Origin of the sequence: Stenotrophomonas maltophilia group sp. RNC7 (genome assembly GCF_030910085.1) — a bacterium.
GTDB lineage: Bacteria > Pseudomonadota > Gammaproteobacteria > Xanthomonadales > Xanthomonadaceae > Stenotrophomonas > Stenotrophomonas sepilia.
On sequence record NZ_JAVFVN010000719.1, the window covers coordinates 1 to 16,952 of the forward strand.

Here is a 16,952-nt window from a genome sequence, read left to right on the forward strand (position 1 = left end):
TAGTGCCGGCCGCTGGCCGGCAATCAGCGAAGGTCGGGTTGCCGGCCCGCGGCCGGCACTACCAGACCCCGCTTTTCGAACCTCACCGGCGCGCTGATGTGCTGCCCGCGCTCGCAGAAACTGTCAGGAGGGGGCGGGGGCCGCTGGACAGGACCGTTGGCGCCAAGGATGGCGCCATCGAGCACCATGGAGGGGCTTTTGCGTGTCCTGGCCAGCGGCCCCCGCCCCCTCCCACACGTATCAACAAAAGCGCCGGCAGGCGAACCAGCCGCCCGCGTTTTCATCAACTCAACTCAACCACTGCTTGCACGCGCCATCCACCTGTTCACCGCACGCCTGCTGCATCCGCTGCTGCAGACGCGCCAGTGTCTCGGCACCCTGGTGCTTGCCGCTCCACGCTTTCAACTGCCCGGCCAGGCGCTCGAAGCGCTGGCGGGTGCGCTGGTGGTAGCCCGACGGCTGCGCCTCCAGTTCGGCGATCAGCGAGGCGGTGGCCTGCTCGATGCGCGGCGCGTCGTTCGGCGCCAGCTTCAGCAACCCTTCCACGTACAGCACGCCCCATTGCACGCGGGTGGCCGGGCCCTGCGCACCGTCGTAGGCACGCTTCAACCACTCCAGCGCACCGGCGGTGTCGCCCCGCTGCTCGGCCAGTTCGGCCAGTTCGGGCATGTAGTAGTACGGCTGCTCGCTGCGCTTCAGTTCGGCCAGCAGCAGCGCTTCCGCACCGGCGTCGTCACCGACCTGGCGCAATGCGTACGCCGCGCTGCTGATCGTTGCCTGGCGCGCGTGCGCATCGGTGGCGGCGGCATCGGCAGCGGCCACGCGCTGCTTGACCCGCTCAACCATGGCCGCGGGCAGTGCGCCCTTCGGCTGCTGCTGGCGGGCAAGCGATACTTCGATCAGCGCCCGCGACAATGCGTCGTCGGCGCGGTCGCCGCGCTCGGCATCTGCGCGTTCCAGCGCAACCAGCAGCTGCTGTCCCAGCGTGTTGCGGGTGGCCGGCCCGGCACTGGCCTGCTTGACCAGCTGCACGCCTGCATAGCCCAGCAACTCACGGTTGCGGCGGACTTCGGCGGGCTGCGCCAGCACGGCCTGCAGCAGCTCGCGTACTTCGGTAGGCGAGCTGGCGGGCGTGTCGGCGGTGGCCAGGGCCAGCAGGGCGAAGCGGCGCTGCAGGGCGGCATCCGGTGCCGCCTTGGACAGCTGCCGCAGTACATCCTGGCTCCTGCGCTCGCCAGCCAGGCGGTTGGCGTCGACTTCCCAGCCGTAGTCGCCCAGCACCTGCCAGTCTTCGGCAGCCAACTTCTCCGGCGTGGCCAGGGCGGTAGCCAGGGTGGCAGCGATTGCACTGCGGCGCCCGGCGGCGACGGTCAACGCCCGGGTCAGTTCGGCGGCGTCGTTGCCACCGGCCACGCGGGTAAGTTCATTGCGCTGTGGGTCCAGTACGATCAGGGTCGGGTAGCCGCGCACCCCGAAGCGTTCGCCCCAGGCCTGCGCACCTTCCTCGTCGCCATCCAGATAGACCGGCACGAACTTGCCGGTCAACGCGATGAACGCCGGGTCCTTGAACAGGCCGGCCTTGAGCTGGTTGCACGGCGGGCACCAGACCGCGCCCCAGTACAGCAGCACCGGCTTGCCGCTCTCTGCGGCTTCGGCGAAGGCATCATCGACGTCGCCCTGGCGCCACGCGATTCCCTTGGCCGGCGCAGGTGCCTCGGCGGAGTTGGCGGTGGAAACCGGGGCCGGGGTGCAGGCGCTCAGCGCCGAAGCCAGCAGCAACACGGAAAGCGCGACGCGCATCGGCGGCATCTCGAAGGGGGACAGTCCATTGTAGGAATGGCCGGGGAGTGTGCTGATTCAGTTTGCTTATGACGGGCGTGCTGCAGGGCATGACGCCCGCCGGGCATTGCCGGGCATGCCCGGCGGATGCCTTCAGGCCGCTGCCCGCACCATCTGCTGATACACCAACCCATTGAGCTCGCCGACGTCGCCGTCCAGCACGAAGCCATAGCGCAGATAGGTCGGCACAGCATTGAGCGATGCGCGTACGGTCAGGACCGGCTCGCGTACCTGCGGCAGCAGCGCCTCGAACAGTGCATGGCCGATGCCCTGGCCCTGGCAGGCGGGATCGACGAACAGCATCGCCAAGTGCCGGCCTTCCTTCAGCTCGACCACGCCGACGACGCGGCCGTCCTGCTCGGCCACCAGGATGTGGTTGTCGCCGTGCAGGCGCGCGCCGAACGCTTCGGCAGCGGCGACACTGCCGAAGGTGGCGATGCCGGCCGCGCTGAGCGAAGGCGCGACCGCGGCAGTGAACGCAGCCAGGCACACCGCACTGATCGCGGGCAGGTCATCGACATGGGCAGGGCGGATCATCGGCATGCAGTGTTCTTCCGGTAGTGGGCGGCGCGTCATCGTCGCCGCATGACTGCACGCTAAGCTGCCGGCATGAGTGATTTCAATCCCGCTTACGCTGCGTTGTTTCCGCAACAGGGGCTGAGCCTGGGCCTGATGACGCCTGTCGCCGCGCATGGGCTGGCCGATCCGCATGACGCCAGGCGCATCGCACGGCTGGCCGATGACCTGGGCTTTGCCGCGTTGTGGACGCGTGATGTGCCATTGATGGTGCCGCAGGGTCCGGACGCGGTAGCGAGCGCGCTGGATGACCCGTTCCTGTGGCTGGGCATGCTGGCCGCTGCGACTGATCGCATTGTGGTCGGCAGCGCGGCCATCGTGCTGCCATTGCGCCAGCCGTTGCAGGTGGCGAAGTCGGCCTTGAGCCTGGACCGGATCAGCGGCGGACGCTTCGTGCTGGGCCTGGGTTCGGGCGACCGCCCGGAAGAATTCGCCGCCTTCGGTGAGGATCTGGAGGGCAGGGCGGCGACGTTCCGTGAGCGCTGGACGTTGCTGCGCGCGGCGTTGTCACCGGAGGCCTATGAGCGGAGCGCTGTACTACAGGCCACGGGTGGCTTCGACGTGCTGCCGGCGCCGGCAGCGCGCATTCCGATGCTGGTGGTGGGTACCGCGCGGCAGAGCCTGCAGTGGATCGCGCGCGAGGCCGAAGGCTGGGCCACCTATCACCGCGACGAGGCCGCGCAGGAAGGACGCATCGGCCTGTGGCAGCAGGCGCTGGCGCAGCGGGGCGGACCAAGCAAGCCGTTCGTGCAGTCGATGCTGCTGGACCTGCAGGCCGATCCGCAGGCGCCAGCCGAGTCGCTGCCGCTGGGCCTGAAGGTCGGCCGCGATGGCCTGCGTGACTATCTGCTGCGCGTGCATGCGCAGGGCGTGGCGCATGTGATGTTCAATCTGGTCGACAACGGGCGGCCGATGGACGCGGTGCTGCGTGAGATCGGGGAGCAGGTTCTGCCGCATATGCTCGGGTAGGTGTCTACCTTGGTGGACACGCTCCAGCAGTCGAGCACGGCTCGACTCTACATGAGGTTCGCATCTGCGTATCATTCGCATTTGATACCCCGATGCCGGAGCCCCACGTGACCCAACCTTCCCCCATGCACCCGACCGGACGCCTGTTCGCCGCGGTGGCCTTCATCGAGGCCGTGACCTGGGCCGGCCTGCTCATCGGCATGTGGATGAAGTACGGCCCGATGGCCAGCGTGGCGCTGGTGAAGCTGTTCGGGCCGCTGCACGGCGTGGCCTTCCTGGCCTATGTGGCAGTCACCCTGTTTGCGGCTGTGCGCCTGCGCTGGCCGTGGTGGGCCAGTGCACTGGCCCTGTTGGCGGCGATCCCACCGCTGGTGACGTTGCCGCTGGAATGGTGGTTCAAGCGCCGTGGCCTGCTGGGCCTGCGTCCGATGCGCTGAACCGACTGTTGCATGCCCATTCAAGAGAATGGGTATCAAACGCAAATACGAGCCGTTATCATTTGAGGATGGCGTCCGGTCCTGAGCGGGGCGGATGCCGGGCGGGGCGCGCAGGCGCGTCCGGCCAATCCTTCCCTGTTACGGCTGGTGTTTCATGCACGCACGTCCCGTCGTTCCCGGCTTGCCGGCGCTGGTGTTGGCTGCCCTGATCGGCACCATGGCGATGATGTCCTTCGTCGCGGTGATCGGTCCGGTGGTCCGCATGCTCGGCTTGTCCGAGTGGCATGCCGGACTGTCGGTCACCGCCGCGGGCGTGTTGTGGATGCTGGCCGCGCGCCCCTGGGGCCAGCTCAGCGACCGCATCGGCCGCAAGCGTGTGCTGATGCTGGCGATGAGTGCCTACACCGTGGTCTACATCGCGCTGGCGGTGTTCATCGACGTGGCCCTGCAGGCAGTGCCGCCGGTACTGGTGTCAGTGCTGGTGCTGGTCGGTGCGCGCGGCCTGATCGGCCTGTTCTACGCGGCGGTGCCGCCTACCGCAGCGGCACTGATCGCCGACAAGGCACCGACCGGCCAACGTGCGAAATTCCTCGCCCGCCTGGGCAGCGCCAATGCGCTGGGCATGGTGCTCGGCCCCGCCGCTGCCGGCTGGCTTGCCTATACCAACCTTTCGCTGGCGCTGTACGTGGCCGCGTTGCTGCCGTTGCTGGCACTGGCATTGCTGGCCTGGCGGCTGCCGGCCACGCCGCCCGTGGTGGGTGCGTCCTCACAACGCCGCACGCCGGTGAGTCGCCTCGACACGCGCCTGCGCCTGCCGCAGCTGGCGGCGTTCATCGCGATGGTCTCGGTGACCATCGCGCAGGTCACGGTCGGCTTCTTCGCGATTGATCGCCTGGGCCTGGATGCGGCTGCGGGCGCACGCATGGCCGGCATTGCACTCACCGCCGTTGGCGTCGGCCTGATCCTGGCGCAGGCACTGGTGATGAAGCTGGAGGTCCATCCACGCCGCTGGATCGTCCTCGGCGCGCTGATTTCTGGCATTGGCTTTGCTTCGGTGGCGGGCGTGCAGCAGGGCTGGCAGTTGCCGGCGGCGTATGCGCTGGCAGCGTTCGGCATGGGCTTTGTATTCCCCTCGTTCCAGGCGCTGGCCGCCGACGCGGTGGAAGCGCACGAGCAGGGTGCCGCAGCAGGCACCGTCGCGGCAGCGCAGGGCCTGGGCATGGTGGCCGGGCCGATGCTCGGCACGCTGTTGTATCGCGGCGGGCCCAGCCTGCCATACCTGTTGGTCGGCGCGTTGCTGCTGTTGCTGTGCGCGCTGGCTGCAGCGCATCGGATGAAGGAGGCCCCATGAACGATTCCCTGAAGCAGAGCGCGTGGCCGGAGGCTGCGCCAGCGCCGCAGGAAGGCACCGACGACGCGTCGCTGTTCCTGCTGCAGCACGCCGGCCAGCACGTGCACGCACGCGGTTGCCGCGCCACGCTGCCGGCCGGTGCACTGGCGACCTTGGCAGAGCGCGTTGCGGCGTTCTTTGCCCAGCAGCGTGGCGGCCCGGGCCTGCTGGTGGGGGCGGTGCCGTTCGAACCGCGTGCGGACGACGCGTTGTACCAGCCCGAGCGCCTGCTGCCAGCCCTGCCGTTGCCGCCGCAGGCCGCGCCGGCGCTGGAGGGTGCCCTGCAGGCCGAGCCCGCGCCCGAGGCATACGCGGCGTCGGTGGCGGCTGCGGTGCAGGTACTGCGCGCGCCCGGACTGGACCTGCAGAAGGTGGTGCTGGCGCGCAGCCTGCTGGCACGCACGCGGCAGTCACTTTCCCCCGAGGTGCTGCTGGCACGCCTGGGCGCGGATCCTTCGGTGGCGACCTACGCGGTGCCGTTGCCGGTGGCGCCGGGGCAGGCACCCGCCTGGCTGGTGGGCGCGACGCCGGAACTGCTGCTGCGCAAGCGCGGCGCCGAGCTGTTGTCGCATCCGCTGGCCGGTTCCGCGCGGCGCAGCGCCGATGCCGCCGAGGACGAGCGTGCGGCGCAGGCGCTGCTGGCCTCGACCAAGGACCACGACGAGCACCGCCACGTGGTCGAAGCCATCGTCGAGGGCCTGGCACCGTACTGCAGCCACATCGATGCACAGCCGCGGCCGGCGCTGCATGCCACCGCCAGCATGTGGCATCTGGGTACCCGCATCCATGCCACCCTGAAGGATCCGCAGACATCGGCGGCCGCGCTGCTGGCGCAGCTGCATCCCACGCCGGCGGTCTGCGGTACGCCGCGGTTGGCGGCGCTGCAGCGCATCCGCGAGCTGGAACCTGTACCGCGTGGCTTCTATGCCGGCGCCGTGGGTTGGTTGGACGCGCAGGGTGACGGCGACTGGTACGTGGCGATCCGCTGCGCGCGCCTGCAGGGCACGCAACTGCGCCTGTATGCCGGTGCCGGCATCGTCGCCGAGTCGCACCCCGAGGCCGAGGTGGCCGAAACCGCAGCGAAGTTTGCTGCCCTGTTGAACGCGCTGGGTGTCCATGAATCCGCGCCCGCCATCGAGCCTGCCGCATGAATGCTTCCGTTGAATCCTCCCGCCTGCCACTGCAGCAGGTGTGGCCCGACGCGCTGGTGGCGCGCTATCGCGAGGCCGGTCACTGGCGTGGCGAGACCTTCCCGGCGTTCCTGCGCGAACGTGCGGAACGCTATGCCGACGACATCGCGGTGGTCGCCGGTGATGTCCGCCTGAGCTACGCGCAGCTGTGGCACGAGGCCGGGCGCATCGGTGCCGGCCTGCTGGCGCTCGGCCTGCAGCCTGGCGAACGGGTGCTGGTGCAGCTGGGCAACACCGCAGGCTTCATCACCACGGTCTGCGGCCTGTTCCGGGCCGGCCTGGTGCCGGTGTACGCGCTGCCGGCGCACCGCATCACCGAGCTGGCGCACTTCGCCAACAAGGCCGAAGCCAGTGCCTACATCACCACGGCACTGCACGATGGCTTCGATCATCGCGGGCTGGCGCGGGCACTACAGGCCGAGGCCCCGGCAGTGCGCCATGTGGTGATCGACGGCGATGCGGCGGAGTTCATCGCGCTGGAGGCGCTGCAGGGCGATCGCAGCCAGCTGCCGGTCGATCCGGACCCGCAATCGGTGGCGTTCCTGCAGATTTCCGGAGGCAGCACCGGGCTGTCCAAGCTGATTCCGCGTACCCACGACGACTACATCTACTCGTTCCGCGCCAGCAATGACCTCTGCGGCATAGACCGCGACAGCGTCTACCTGGTCGCGCTGCCGGCCGCGCACAATTTCCCGATGAGCTCGCCCGGCTTCTTCGGCGCGTTGTACGCCGGCGCCCGCGTGGTGCTCAGCCCCGGCCCCGGGCCGGACGCCGCATTCCCGCTGATCGCCCGCGAAAAGGTGACCTGCTGCGGCCTGGTGCCGCCGCTGGCGCTGCTGTGGGCGCAGGCCGCCGCCACCAGCAAGTATGACCTGTCGAGCCTGCAGGTACTGCAGGTGGGCGGTGCCAAACTGGTGCCGGAAGCCGCACGGCGGGTGATCGACGGCCTTGGCTGCACGCTGCAGCAGGTGTTCGGCATGGCCGAAGGCCTGGTCAACTACACGCGGCTGGATGATCCGGAGGACCTGATCGTGGCTTGCCAGGGCCGGCCGATCAGTCCGGACGACGAAGTGCGCGTGGTCGATGACCATGACCAGCCGGTGGCCGAAGGTGAGGTGGGGCATCTGCTCACCCGTGGCCCGTACACCATCCGCGGCTACCACAACGATGCGGTGGCCAATGCGCGCTCGTTCACCGACGACGGCTTCTATCGCACCGGCGACCGTGTGCAGCAGCTGCCCGGGGGCTATCTGGTGGTACAGGGGCGTGCGGGTGACCACATCAACCGTGCCGGCGAAAAGATCTCCGCCGAGGAGATCGAAGACCACTTGCTGGCACATCCGGGTGTGTTCGATGCGGCCGTGGTCTCCATTCCCGATGAGTACCTGGGCGAGCGCAGCTGCGCCTTCGTGATTCCGCAGGGCGAACCGTTCAAGGCGCCGGCGCTGAAGTCCTGGATGCGCGGTCGTGGCCTGGCGGCGTTCAAGGTGCCCGATCAGGTCGTGTTCGTCGACAGTTTCGATACCACCGCGGTCGGCAAGATCAGCCGCCGCGAACTGCGCGCGCAACTGCGTGCGCGTCATCTGCAACAGACAGGAGGAACGCGCTGATGGCGCTGCCCCGTATCACTGATTACCCCTTGCCGACCGCCGCCGAACTACCGCAGGCGCGTGGCCCGTGGCGCCCGCAGCGCGATCGTGTCGCGCTGCTGGTGCACGACATGCAGCGTTATTTCCTGGCCGCATTCGACGCCGGCAATGCACCGCTGCGGCCGGCCGTGGACAACATCGCACGCCTGCTGGCGCACTGCCGCGCGCAGGGCATTCCGGTGTTCTACACCGCCCAGCATGGCGACCAGGACCGGCGTGATCGTGGCCTGCAGGCCGACCTGTGGGGACCGGGCATGCGTCGCAGCGCCGATCATGAGCCGATCATCGAGGCGCTGGCGCCGCAGCCGGGCGAGCATGTGCTGGTCAAGCATCGCTATAGCGCCTTCCAGCGCAGCAACCTGGAGACGCTGATGCGGGTACGTGGGCGTGATCAGCTGCTGGTGACCGGCGTGTACGCCCATATCGGCTGTACCGCGACCGTCGTCGAGGCCTTCCAGCGTGACATCGAGGCCTTCATCGCCGCCGATGCGGTGGCGGACTTCTCGCGTGCCGATCACGATCAGGCGCTGCACTGGATCGCGCGCACCTGTGGTGTGCCGATGACCACCGATCAGCTGCTGGAGGTGCTGTGATGGCTGCCACCGGTGAGATGCTGGATCTGGAGCGGATGCGTGCCGACGTGGCGCGCGTGCTGGAGTGCACGCCGGCCGAGATCGGTGACGACGACAACCTGATCGACCTGGACCTGGATTCAATGCGCATGCTCGGCCTGGTCCTGGCCTGGGGCAACACTGGCCTTCCGCTGGAGTTCTCGCAGTTGGCCGAGCACACCACGCTGCGCCAGTGGTGGGGTGTGGTGCAACAACTGCAGGCCGCGCAGAACGCATGAACGCCGCAGCGCTGGCCACGCCGGTGGCGTTGACCGAGGCCCAGGCGGGGCTGTGGTTCGCACAGCGGCTGGCACCGGACAATCCGTCATTCAATACCGCGCACGCGGTATGGATCGACGGCCCGCTGGACGTGGCCGCGTTCGTCGCATCCGCAGACCAGGCTGCGCGCGAGGCCGAGGCTTTCGCATTGCGCTTTGCCGAAGGTGCCGATGGCCAGCCGCTGCAGTGGCATGACCCGGCACACGTGCCGCTGCTTTCGGTGCGTGATGTGTCCACCGAGACGGATCCCGCCGCTGCGGCACGCAACCTGATGCACGCCGACCGGCTGAGCCCGGTCGATCCCACCCGCGACCGGATCAGTCAGCAGGTGCTGCTTGAGCTGGGCGGGCAGCGCTGGGTCTGGTACCTGCGCGTGCATCATCTGGCGGCCGATGGCTACGGCATGGCGCTGTTCACTGATCGGGTGTGCGCGTTGTATGCCGGTCGTACCGGTGAGTCACTGCCGGGGCTGGCGGGCGTGCTGGCCGATGATGCCGCCTACCGTGCCGATCCGCGCCGCGCGCAGGCCGGGCAGTGGTGGCGTGAGCACATGCAGGGCGCACCGGCAGGCGCAGGCCTGGCCGGCACGCTCGCGGCCAGTGACGACGCGCTGCGCTGGGTGCAGCCGCTCGATGCGGCCTTCCGTGAGCTGTTGCTGCAGGCTTCGGTGCGTTGGCTGCAGCCTTGGCCGGATGTGCTGGTCGCGCTGGCGGCCGAGTACCTGCGGCGGATGAGTGGCGCCGATGAAGTGGTGCTGGGCGTGCCCTACATGGGGCGGTTGGGCAACGCGTCGGCGCGGGTGCCGGCGATGGTGATGAATGTGTTGCCGCTGCGCGTGGCGGCCGGCGAGGGCAGCGTCGAGGCCTTTGCCCGGGGCCTGGGTCGCCAGCTCAGTCAAGGCCGCAGGCACGGCCGCTACCGGGGCGAGCAGCTGCGCCGGGACCTGGGCCTGGTCGGCACGCAGCAGCGCCTGCACGGCCCGCTGGTGAATGTGCAGCCGTTCTATAGGCTGCTGGCGCTGACTGGCGTGCAGGCGGCGCTGGAGGTACTGTGCACCGGACCGGTGGATGACCTGGCGCTGGGTTTCCGTGGCGATGGCCAGCACCTGCTGGATCTGGAGATCGAGGCCAATCCCGCGCTGTACAGTCGCGAGGATATCCAGGCGCACGCGGCGCGATTGCTGCATTTCGTGTCGGCGGCGCTGCAGGCTGACGATATCGCCGCCGTGCCCCTGGCGACGCCCGCGGAGGCGCAGCAGCTGCTGCAGGGTTTCAACGCCACCGCGCACGCGCTTCCTGAGACCACCTTGGTTGAATTGCTGCAGCAGGGCATGGATCGGGACCCGCACACACCTGCGCTGGTGTTCGGCGATGCGACGCTGGATTACGCGACGCTGGAAGCGCGCAGTTTCGCGCTGGCGGCACAGCTGCGGGCAATGGATGTCGGCCCGGGCAGCGTGGTGGCGGTGGCATTGCCGCGCTCGCTGGAGCTGGTGATCGCGCTGCTCGCGGTGCTGCGTGCAGGCGCGGCCTATCTTCCGTTGGACCTTGCCCATCCCGACGAGCGGCTGGCGCGCATCTTCGCCTCGGCGCAGCCGGTGTGCGTTCTGGCTGCGGCGGAGATTTCGGCGCGCACGGCCGGCGTACCGGTGCTCGCGCCGGAGCAGTGGGCCGCGCTGAGCTTCGCTGCGCCCTGGGCCGATCCGGCGCCCAGCGATGCGGCCTATGTGATCTATACCTCCGGTTCGACCGGGGAACCGAAGGGCGTGGTCGTCGAACACCGTGCCATCGTCAACCGCCTGCTGTGGATGCGCGAGCACTACGGCATCCGCGCCGATGACCGCGTGCTGCAGAAAACCCCGGCCACCTTCGATGTGTCGGTCTGGGAGTTCTTCCTGCCGTTGCTGTGCGGGGCAACGCTGGTGATTGCCGGGCCCGATGCGCATCGCGACCCCACTGAACTGGCCCGCTTGATCCGTGGCCATGGCATCACCACGGCGCATTTCGTGCCGTCGATGCTCGATGCCTTCCTCGCTGCACCGGCCTCCGAAGGCCTGCAGCTGCGACGGGTATTCACCAGTGGCGAGGCGCTGGACGCCGCGTTGCGCGACCGCTTCCACGCGCGCATGCACGCCGAGCTGCACAACCTGTATGGCCCGACCGAAGCTGCGGTGGACGTCAGCTACTGGCCGGCGTCGGCGCAGGATCGATCGCGGCCGGTACCGATCGGCTTCCCGGTCTGGAATACCCGACTTTACGTGCTGGACGCGCGGATGCAGCCGGTGCCGGTCGGTGTGGCCGGTGACCTTTATCTGGGCGGTGTGCAGCTGGCGCGCGGCTATCTCGGTCGCGAAGACCTGACTGCCGAACGCTTCCTTGCCGATCCTTTCCTGGCGGGCGAACGCATCTACCGCACCGGCGACATAGCGCGCTGGCGCAGCGATGGCGCGGTGGAGTACCTGGGCCGCAGCGACCATCAGGTGAAACTGCGCGGCCTGCGCATCGAGTTGGGTGAGATCGAGGCGGCTTTGCGCGAACTGCCGGGCATGGAGCGGGTGGAAGTGCTGCTGCGCCAGGATGCGCCCGGCGACGCGCGTCTGGTGGCGTATGTGCCGACTGCGCTTGCCGACGCCGTGATGCTGCGCAGCCATCTGGCCACGCGCGTGCCGGACTACATGGTGCCCTCGGCGTTTGTCGGCGTGGACCACTGGCCGGTGACCGCCAACGGCAAGTTCGACCGCAACGCGTTGCCGAAACCACCACAACATGAGGTCGCCGGATTGGCGCCGCGCACGCCGTTGGAACAGGAGCTGGCGTCGCTGTTTGCCCAGGCACTCGGGCGAGAAGCGCCGGTGGCGGTGGATGCGGACTTTTTCAGTCTCGGCGGTGACTCGCTGTCGGCGGTGCACCTGCTGCTGGCGATCGAACAGCGCTGGCGCTGCGATCTCGGTCTGGGGGCCTTGTTTGCCCAGCCCACCGTGGCCGCGCTGGCGGTTCGCATTGCCGAGCCACCCGCGCTGGCCGATCACGCGCTGGGGCCGGTGATCGCGCTGGCCGCGACCGACGCTGCCGGGCCTACGCCGCTGTTCGTGCTGCACCCGGCCGGCGGCATCGCCTGGAACTACCGCACCCTGGCCCGGGCACTGCAGCCGGCACGCCCGGTGTACGGCCTGCAGTCGCCTGCACTGGACGCACGGCTGCCGCTGCCAAGCAGCATCGAGGCGATGGCCAACGACTACGTACAGCGCGTGGTCGCACTGCAGCCGAAGGGGCCGGTGCATCTGCTGGGCTGGTCGGTGGGTGGCATCCTCGCGCAGACGATGGCGGTGCGACTGCATGAGATCGGGCGCGAGGTCGGCGAACTGGTACTGCTGGACGCCTATCCCAGCGAGTGCTGGCGGACCGAGCCGGAACCCGATGCCATCGCCGCATTGCGGGCACTGCTGGCGATTGCCGGGCATGACCCGGATGCGCATCCGGAACTGGACAGCCGGGAGCGCATTCTCGCGTTCCTGCGTCGTGGTGGCAGTGCGCTGGGTAGCCTGCCGGATGTCGTGCTGGATGGCGTGGTGCGCGCCGTGACCGGCACCAATCGACTGATCCGTGAACATATCCACCGGCCGTTCGATGGCACGCTGGTGCATGTGCGTGCGGGCCGGGATCACCACGCGCGGCCACAGTTGCAGTCGGCGTTGTGGCGGACACACGCGCGCAGGGTGCAGTCGTTGGAACTGCCGTTCCTGCATGCAGAACTGACTGGCCGCGATGCGGTGGCGCAGCTGGCGCCGTGGTTGTCGGCGCGGTTGCGCCAATGGGACGAGCAACAGGAGATCGCAGCATGCGGTTGACCGGCTTTGAAGGTCGCGTGGCACTGGTGACCGGCGCTGCCGGCGGCATCGGCGAGGCACTGGTACGGTTACTGGCCGAGGCCGGTTGCTCCGTGGTGGCGACCGATCGCGAGGCGCCTGTTACGGCAGATGTGCGTGTGCATACCTTCGCACTCGACGTGACCGACAGTGCCGCGGTGGACGGCTTGGTGGATCAGGTCGAGTCCCGCATCGGGCCGATCATGCTGGGCGCCAGCGTGGCCGGTGTGCTGCATGTGGGCGGCGTGACCGAGACCGGCGATGACGACTGGCGCCGGGTGTTCGCGGTCAATGCCGATGGCGTGTTCCATGTCGGTCGTGCGCTGGCGCGGGTGATGTCGCCGCGCCGGCAGGGCGCGATGGTTACCGTCAGCTCGAATGCGGCCGGTGTGCCGAGGCATGGCATGGCCGCCTATGCGGCATCCAAGGCCGCCGCCACCATGTTCACACGCTGCCTCGGGCTGGAGCTGGCGCCGTTGGGCATCCGCTGCAACATCGTCGCCCCGGGCTCGACGCTGACCCCGATGCAGACCGGCATGTGGCAGGACGGGCACGGCGCCGAGCGGGTGATCGCCGGCAACCTGGAGACCTACAAGGCCGGCATTCCGCTACGCAAACTCGCCACGCCGGAAGACATCGCGCACTCGGTGATGTTCCTGCTCTCCGAGCAGGCCGGGCACGTAGCGATGAGCGATCTGTATGTCGACGGCGGCGCCACTCTGCGCGCCTGAGCTCCGACCGCCGCTGCCCGGCAACGGTAGTGCCGGCCGCTGGCCGGTAGTCCATAGCCCCCGGTAGTGCCGGCCGCTGGCCGGCAACCGCACGAACCGACGCGGAGATGCGTAGCTGCCGGCCGGCGACCGGCACTACCATTCAGTGTTCAGCGCGGCTTGCGCGTACGCTTTGGCTTTGTGGTATCACCGCCGCTGGCGGCGCTGTCCTGCAGCGCCTGCAGCCAGGACAACGTGTCCACATAGTCGATGAAGTGGCGCAGGTAGCCGGGGCTGGTGGCCTGCATCGTGTCGAGCATGCGTTGCACCAGCACCGCCGAGTTCAGCGGGCCGCCATCGGCCGGGGCTTCGGCGCGCAGCGAGCGGCGCACCTGCAGTTCGCTGCGCAGCTCCGACCATTCGCGCTGCACCTGCTGCAGCATCGGCACCTGCGGGTAATGCGGCAGCGAGCGCGACCCCGCATCGAGGTCACGCACCAATGCGCGCAGGCCTTCCAGGGCGGGCGGCTTACTTGGCATCCGGGGCCTTGGGCTTGGGAATCGGCGCGATCTCCACGCGACGGTTGCGTGCGCGGCCTTCCTCATTGGCGTTGGAACTGACCGGCTGCTCGCTGCCGAACGCGGCGGCGAACACGGCATCAGCGGGTACGCCGTCGGCAATCAGGGTGCGGGTCACGGTCAGCGAACGCTGCGCGGACAGCTCCCAGTTGTCGGCGAAGCGGCGGTTGCCCTCGCGCACCGGCGCATCATCGGTGAAGCCGCTGACCATCAGGATCTCTTCGCGGCTGCCCAGGTAGGCGGCCAGCGGTGCGGCCAGACTGCGCAGCAGCTCCTGGCCTTCCGGCTGCAGCTGGTCCGAGTTCAGCGCGAACAGCACGCTGCCGCTGATGCCGATGCGGCCGTCGACCAGCGTCACGCGACCGGCAGCCAGCGGGCCAGCCAGCGCCTGTTCCAGGGTCTGCAGGCGCTTGGCCTCGGCCTGGCGCTGCTTCACTTCCTGCTCCAGCCGCTGCGACAGCTCCAGCTGCACCGCGACCACACCCACCAGGATCAGCACGAACGCACCCAGCAGCACCGACATCAGGTCGCCGAAGGCGGCCCAGATCGGTGCGTGCGAGCCGCCATCGACCTCCAGCTCGTCACTCATGCGCTACCGGCCTTGCCGCGGCGGGCGGCCAGCTGCTGCAGCTCTTCCATCACCTGTTTCTGCGACAGCAGGCTGAGGTCGACCACCTCGCGCGCCTGCGCCACGTAGTAAGCCAGCTGCTCATCGCTACGAGCCAGCGAGGCATCCAGGGCGCCACCGATCTGTTCCAGGCGGCCGGACAGCGCGGTGGCGGCGGCGCCGAACTGCGCGACCGCTTCACCGAAGGCGCCGGCCAGCTGGCCGACGTCATCCGCGCTGCCGGTGAGTGCTGCCGCAATGCCGTCCAGCTTGCCGGTCTCGGCAGCGATATGGTCGGTGAAGCGGTTGCCGACGCGTTCCAGCAACTCGGCCGAGCCACCGACCAGCGCGTCTACGGCGGTGCGCTGTTCGTGCGACGCATGGTTGACCGCATCGAGCAGCGTCTGCACGGTGGCCAGCAGGCGGCCGCGCTCTTCCAGCATCGCGTTGTCGCGCACCAGGCTTTCGGACAGCGTACTGCGCAGCTCGTTGATGACGTCGGCCGCAGCCTTCGGAGCGGCGGCCGCGGTCTGCAGCAGGGTAGACACCTCGGCCAGCGTGGCACTGGCCTGCGCGCGACCGTTCTCGCCGATCTGCTGTGCGGTGGCTGCCAGCGCGTCGCAGACCTGTTGCTGCTGTGCAGCCAGGCGTTCGCCATTGGCCTGCAGGCGCTCGGCCAGCTCGCTGGAAACGTGCTGCAAGGCATCGCTCCAGCGCTGCAGGCGCTGTTCGTCACCGGCCTGCAGTTGCGCCTGCAGGGCGGCGTGGGCCTGCTGCAACTCGGCGCTGACCGCGTCCCAGCGTGCCTGGCGCTGCTGCTCGCGGCTGTCCAGGCTGGCCTGCAGTTGGGCATGCGCAGTCGCGGCGGCGGCCTGGGCGGCTTGCCACTGCTGCGAGCGCTGCTGTTCGTGGTCCTGCAGCAGCGACTGGCTGGCCTCGTGGCGCTGTTCCAGTGCCTGCAGCAGTGCCTGCGCGTGCTCGTCCAGCTGCTGGCCGGCCGCCAGCAGCGCCTGCTGCTGGCGCTCGATCAGCGCGCTGTTCAGTGCCTGCTGCTGCTCGATGGCGGCGCGCCAGGCCTCGGCGTTGCCGTTGGCATCGGCCTGCAGGCGCTCGCCGATACGCGCGACGAGTGCTTCGGCGTGCGTGCCCTGGCCATCGCTGAAGGCCTGCAGGTGCTGGCGCAGATCACTCACCAGCGCCTGCTGCGCCTGGGACTGTTCACTCACCACCTTGGCCCAGCTGGCTTCGGTGGCGACCCGGCTGCGTTCGAAACCGTCGCTCAGGCCCGCCAGCTGCTGTTGCACGGCTCGCTCGACACGGGCATGCAACGCTTCGCCATGGTGAGCCAGACCGGCCAGGGTGGTCTCGGCCATCGGCTGCAGCGCGCCACCGATGGCCGCGGCACTGGCTTCGGCACCTTCGCGCAGCGACTGCTGCAGCGACAGGGCCAGGCGTTCCTGCAGCGCCTGGCTCTGCGTCAGGAACTCGGCCTGGCCTGCCAGCAGGCGCTCATTGGCGGCCGCACTGTGCTGTTCAAAGGTGCTGGTCATCGCCTGCAGGCGGTCGACCAGCGCCGGCAGCGCGGCGGACTGTGCCTGCAGCAGGCGCAGCGATTCGGCGCGCTGCCAGGCCTGCGAATATGGGTGCAGGTCGCCGGCAATGGCGCGGTCCAGCTGCTGCACGGCCTGCAGGCGGTCGCGGCGCAGCAGCGCGGCCAACAGGCCGAGCATCGCCGAGCTGGCCACGCCGGCGATCGAGGTACCGAAGGCCACCGCCAGGCCCTGCACCGGCGAGGCCAGCGAGCCGCGGATCGCGGTCATGTCGGTCGCGCTCTGCAGGGCCAGCCCGGTGCCGCGCAGCGTGTCCATCATGCCCAGCAGGGTACCGAGCATGCCGAGCAGTACCAGCAGGCCAACCAGGTAAGGGGTCAGCACCGGTGCGGGCAGGGCGGTGCGCTCGCCTTCCACGCGCAGGCGCACGGCGTTGCGCAGGCCTACCGGCACGCGCTCCAGCCAGGGGGCGAGGCTTTCCTTCGCGCTGGACAGGTCGTTCAGTGCGGCGCGCAGGCCGTTGCTGGCCTGGCGGTAGCGGTACAGCTCCACGCCGCCGGTGATGTAGCAGGCCGCGATGATTGCCGCCACCGCTGCACCCAGCGGATGCACCGAAACGTAGCCAATGCCGATCCAGCACACGGCCAGCAGGCCGACAAGGAAAACAACGACATGGAGAGCAGTTCTGGACATGGTGTTCCG

14 protein-coding genes are annotated in these 16,952 nt (G+C 69.2%); 9 read left to right on the forward strand and 5 right to left on the reverse strand.

Annotation, left to right across the window (positions count from 1 at the left end):
• Positions 1-288 precede the first annotated feature (288 nt).
• Positions 289-1,809, reverse strand: coding sequence for a thioredoxin family protein (locus RCF13_RS15650; RefSeq protein ID WP_134968372.1), 1,521 nt, complete (start codon positions 1,807-1,809; stop codon positions 289-291).
• A gap of 123 nt (positions 1,810-1,932) precedes the next feature.
• Complete coding sequence (locus tag RCF13_RS15655; RefSeq protein ID WP_134968371.1) at positions 1,933-2,382, reverse strand: GNAT family N-acetyltransferase; 450 nt, start codon at positions 2,380-2,382, stop codon at positions 1,933-1,935.
• A gap of 66 nt (positions 2,383-2,448) precedes the next feature.
• On the opposite strand from RCF13_RS15655, the gene RCF13_RS15660 reads away from it, so the two are divergent.
• The 9 genes from RCF13_RS15660 to RCF13_RS15700 all read left to right on the forward strand — a co-directional run bounded on the left by RCF13_RS15660 (position 2,449) and on the right by RCF13_RS15700 (position 13,536).
• Complete coding sequence (locus tag RCF13_RS15660) at positions 2,449-3,384, forward strand: TIGR03571 family LLM class oxidoreductase (RefSeq protein ID WP_134968370.1); 936 nt, start codon at positions 2,449-2,451, stop codon at positions 3,382-3,384.
• 125 nt (positions 3,385-3,509) lie between these two features.
• Complete coding sequence (locus RCF13_RS15665) at positions 3,510-3,821, forward strand: DUF3817 domain-containing protein (RefSeq protein WP_134968382.1); 312 nt, start codon at positions 3,510-3,512, stop codon at positions 3,819-3,821.
• 154 nt (positions 3,822-3,975) lie between these two features.
• On the forward strand, positions 3,976-5,172 hold the full coding sequence (locus RCF13_RS15670; protein WP_134968369.1) for an MFS transporter: 1,197 nt from the start codon (positions 3,976-3,978) through the stop codon (positions 5,170-5,172).
• Positions 5,169-6,362 (forward strand): isochorismate synthase, encoded by a 1,194-nt coding sequence (locus RCF13_RS15675; RefSeq protein WP_231352151.1) that lies wholly within the window; start codon positions 5,169-5,171, stop codon positions 6,360-6,362. Before RCF13_RS15670 ends, RCF13_RS15675 begins: the two co-directional genes overlap by 4 nt.
• The gene (locus RCF13_RS15680) at positions 6,359-8,011 is read left to right on the forward strand and encodes an AMP-binding protein (RefSeq protein WP_134969450.1); all 1,653 of its coding nucleotides are present in this window, start codon (positions 6,359-6,361) and stop codon (positions 8,009-8,011) included. The genes RCF13_RS15675 and RCF13_RS15680 overlap by 4 nt, the downstream gene beginning before the upstream one ends.
• Positions 8,011-8,643, forward strand: coding sequence for an isochorismatase family protein (locus tag RCF13_RS15685; protein WP_061480001.1), 633 nt, complete (start codon positions 8,011-8,013; stop codon positions 8,641-8,643). The genes RCF13_RS15680 and RCF13_RS15685 overlap by 1 nt, the downstream gene beginning before the upstream one ends.
• Positions 8,643-8,900, forward strand: a complete 258-nt coding sequence (locus tag RCF13_RS15690) for a phosphopantetheine-binding protein (RefSeq protein WP_100478273.1) — start codon at positions 8,643-8,645, stop codon at positions 8,898-8,900. The genes RCF13_RS15685 and RCF13_RS15690 overlap by 1 nt, the downstream gene beginning before the upstream one ends.
• On the forward strand, positions 8,897-12,787 hold the full coding sequence (locus RCF13_RS15695) for an enterobactin synthase subunit F (protein ID WP_231352150.1): 3,891 nt from the start codon (positions 8,897-8,899) through the stop codon (positions 12,785-12,787). The genes RCF13_RS15690 and RCF13_RS15695 overlap by 4 nt, the downstream gene beginning before the upstream one ends.
• Positions 12,778-13,536, forward strand: coding sequence for a 2,3-dihydro-2,3-dihydroxybenzoate dehydrogenase (locus RCF13_RS15700; RefSeq protein WP_134969318.1), 759 nt, complete (start codon positions 12,778-12,780; stop codon positions 13,534-13,536). The genes RCF13_RS15695 and RCF13_RS15700 overlap by 10 nt, the downstream gene beginning before the upstream one ends.
• Before the next feature lie 149 nt (positions 13,537-13,685).
• On the opposite strand, the gene RCF13_RS15705 is transcribed toward RCF13_RS15700, so the two are convergent.
• From RCF13_RS15705 to RCF13_RS15715, 3 genes are read right to left on the reverse strand one after another with little or no spacing between them, the layout of a single operon-like run.
• Positions 13,686-14,054: a DUF2894 domain-containing protein gene (locus RCF13_RS15705; RefSeq protein ID WP_134969317.1), complete on the reverse strand. Its 369-nt coding sequence runs from the start codon at positions 14,052-14,054 to the stop codon at positions 13,686-13,688.
• Entirely contained in the window at positions 14,044-14,682 is a 639-nt protein-coding gene (locus tag RCF13_RS15710; protein ID WP_061479995.1) for an OmpA family protein, read from the reverse strand. Before RCF13_RS15710 ends, RCF13_RS15705 begins: the two co-directional genes overlap by 11 nt.
• Complete coding sequence (locus RCF13_RS15715) at positions 14,679-16,943, reverse strand: DUF802 domain-containing protein (RefSeq protein WP_231352149.1); 2,265 nt, start codon at positions 16,941-16,943, stop codon at positions 14,679-14,681. The genes RCF13_RS15710 and RCF13_RS15715 overlap by 4 nt, the downstream gene beginning before the upstream one ends.
• Positions 16,944-16,952: the final 9 nt, after the last annotated feature.

What these genes read in the sequence shown, in the direction of transcription:
- RCF13_RS15650 (WP_134968372.1), bottom strand. Translation starts at nt 1,809, where the DNA reads ATGCCGCCGATGCGCGTCGCGCTTTCCGTGTTGCTGCTGGCTTCGGCG.
- RCF13_RS15655 (WP_134968371.1), bottom strand. Translation starts at nt 2,382, where the DNA reads ATGCCGATGATCCGCCCTGCCCATGTCGATGACCTGCCCGCGATCAGT.
- RCF13_RS15660 (WP_134968370.1), top strand. Translation starts at nt 2,449, where the DNA reads ATGAGTGATTTCAATCCCGCTTACGCTGCGTTGTTTCCGCAACAGGGG.
- RCF13_RS15665 (WP_134968382.1), top strand. Translation starts at nt 3,510, where the DNA reads ATGCACCCGACCGGACGCCTGTTCGCCGCGGTGGCCTTCATCGAGGCC.
- RCF13_RS15670 (WP_134968369.1), top strand. Translation starts at nt 3,976, where the DNA reads ATGCACGCACGTCCCGTCGTTCCCGGCTTGCCGGCGCTGGTGTTGGCT.
- RCF13_RS15675 (WP_231352151.1), top strand. Translation starts at nt 5,169, where the DNA reads ATGAACGATTCCCTGAAGCAGAGCGCGTGGCCGGAGGCTGCGCCAGCG.
- RCF13_RS15680 (WP_134969450.1), top strand. Translation starts at nt 6,359, where the DNA reads ATGAATGCTTCCGTTGAATCCTCCCGCCTGCCACTGCAGCAGGTGTGG.
- RCF13_RS15685 (WP_061480001.1), top strand. Translation starts at nt 8,011, where the DNA reads ATGGCGCTGCCCCGTATCACTGATTACCCCTTGCCGACCGCCGCCGAA.
- RCF13_RS15690 (WP_100478273.1), top strand. Translation starts at nt 8,643, where the DNA reads ATGGCTGCCACCGGTGAGATGCTGGATCTGGAGCGGATGCGTGCCGAC.
- RCF13_RS15695 (WP_231352150.1), top strand. Translation starts at nt 8,897, where the DNA reads ATGAACGCCGCAGCGCTGGCCACGCCGGTGGCGTTGACCGAGGCCCAG.
- RCF13_RS15700 (WP_134969318.1), top strand. Translation starts at nt 12,778, where the DNA reads ATGCGGTTGACCGGCTTTGAAGGTCGCGTGGCACTGGTGACCGGCGCT.
- RCF13_RS15705 (WP_134969317.1), bottom strand. Translation starts at nt 14,054, where the DNA reads ATGCCAAGTAAGCCGCCCGCCCTGGAAGGCCTGCGCGCATTGGTGCGT.
- RCF13_RS15710 (WP_061479995.1), bottom strand. Translation starts at nt 14,682, where the DNA reads ATGAGTGACGAGCTGGAGGTCGATGGCGGCTCGCACGCACCGATCTGG.
- RCF13_RS15715 (WP_231352149.1), bottom strand. Translation starts at nt 16,943, where the DNA reads ATGTCCAGAACTGCTCTCCATGTCGTTGTTTTCCTTGTCGGCCTGCTG.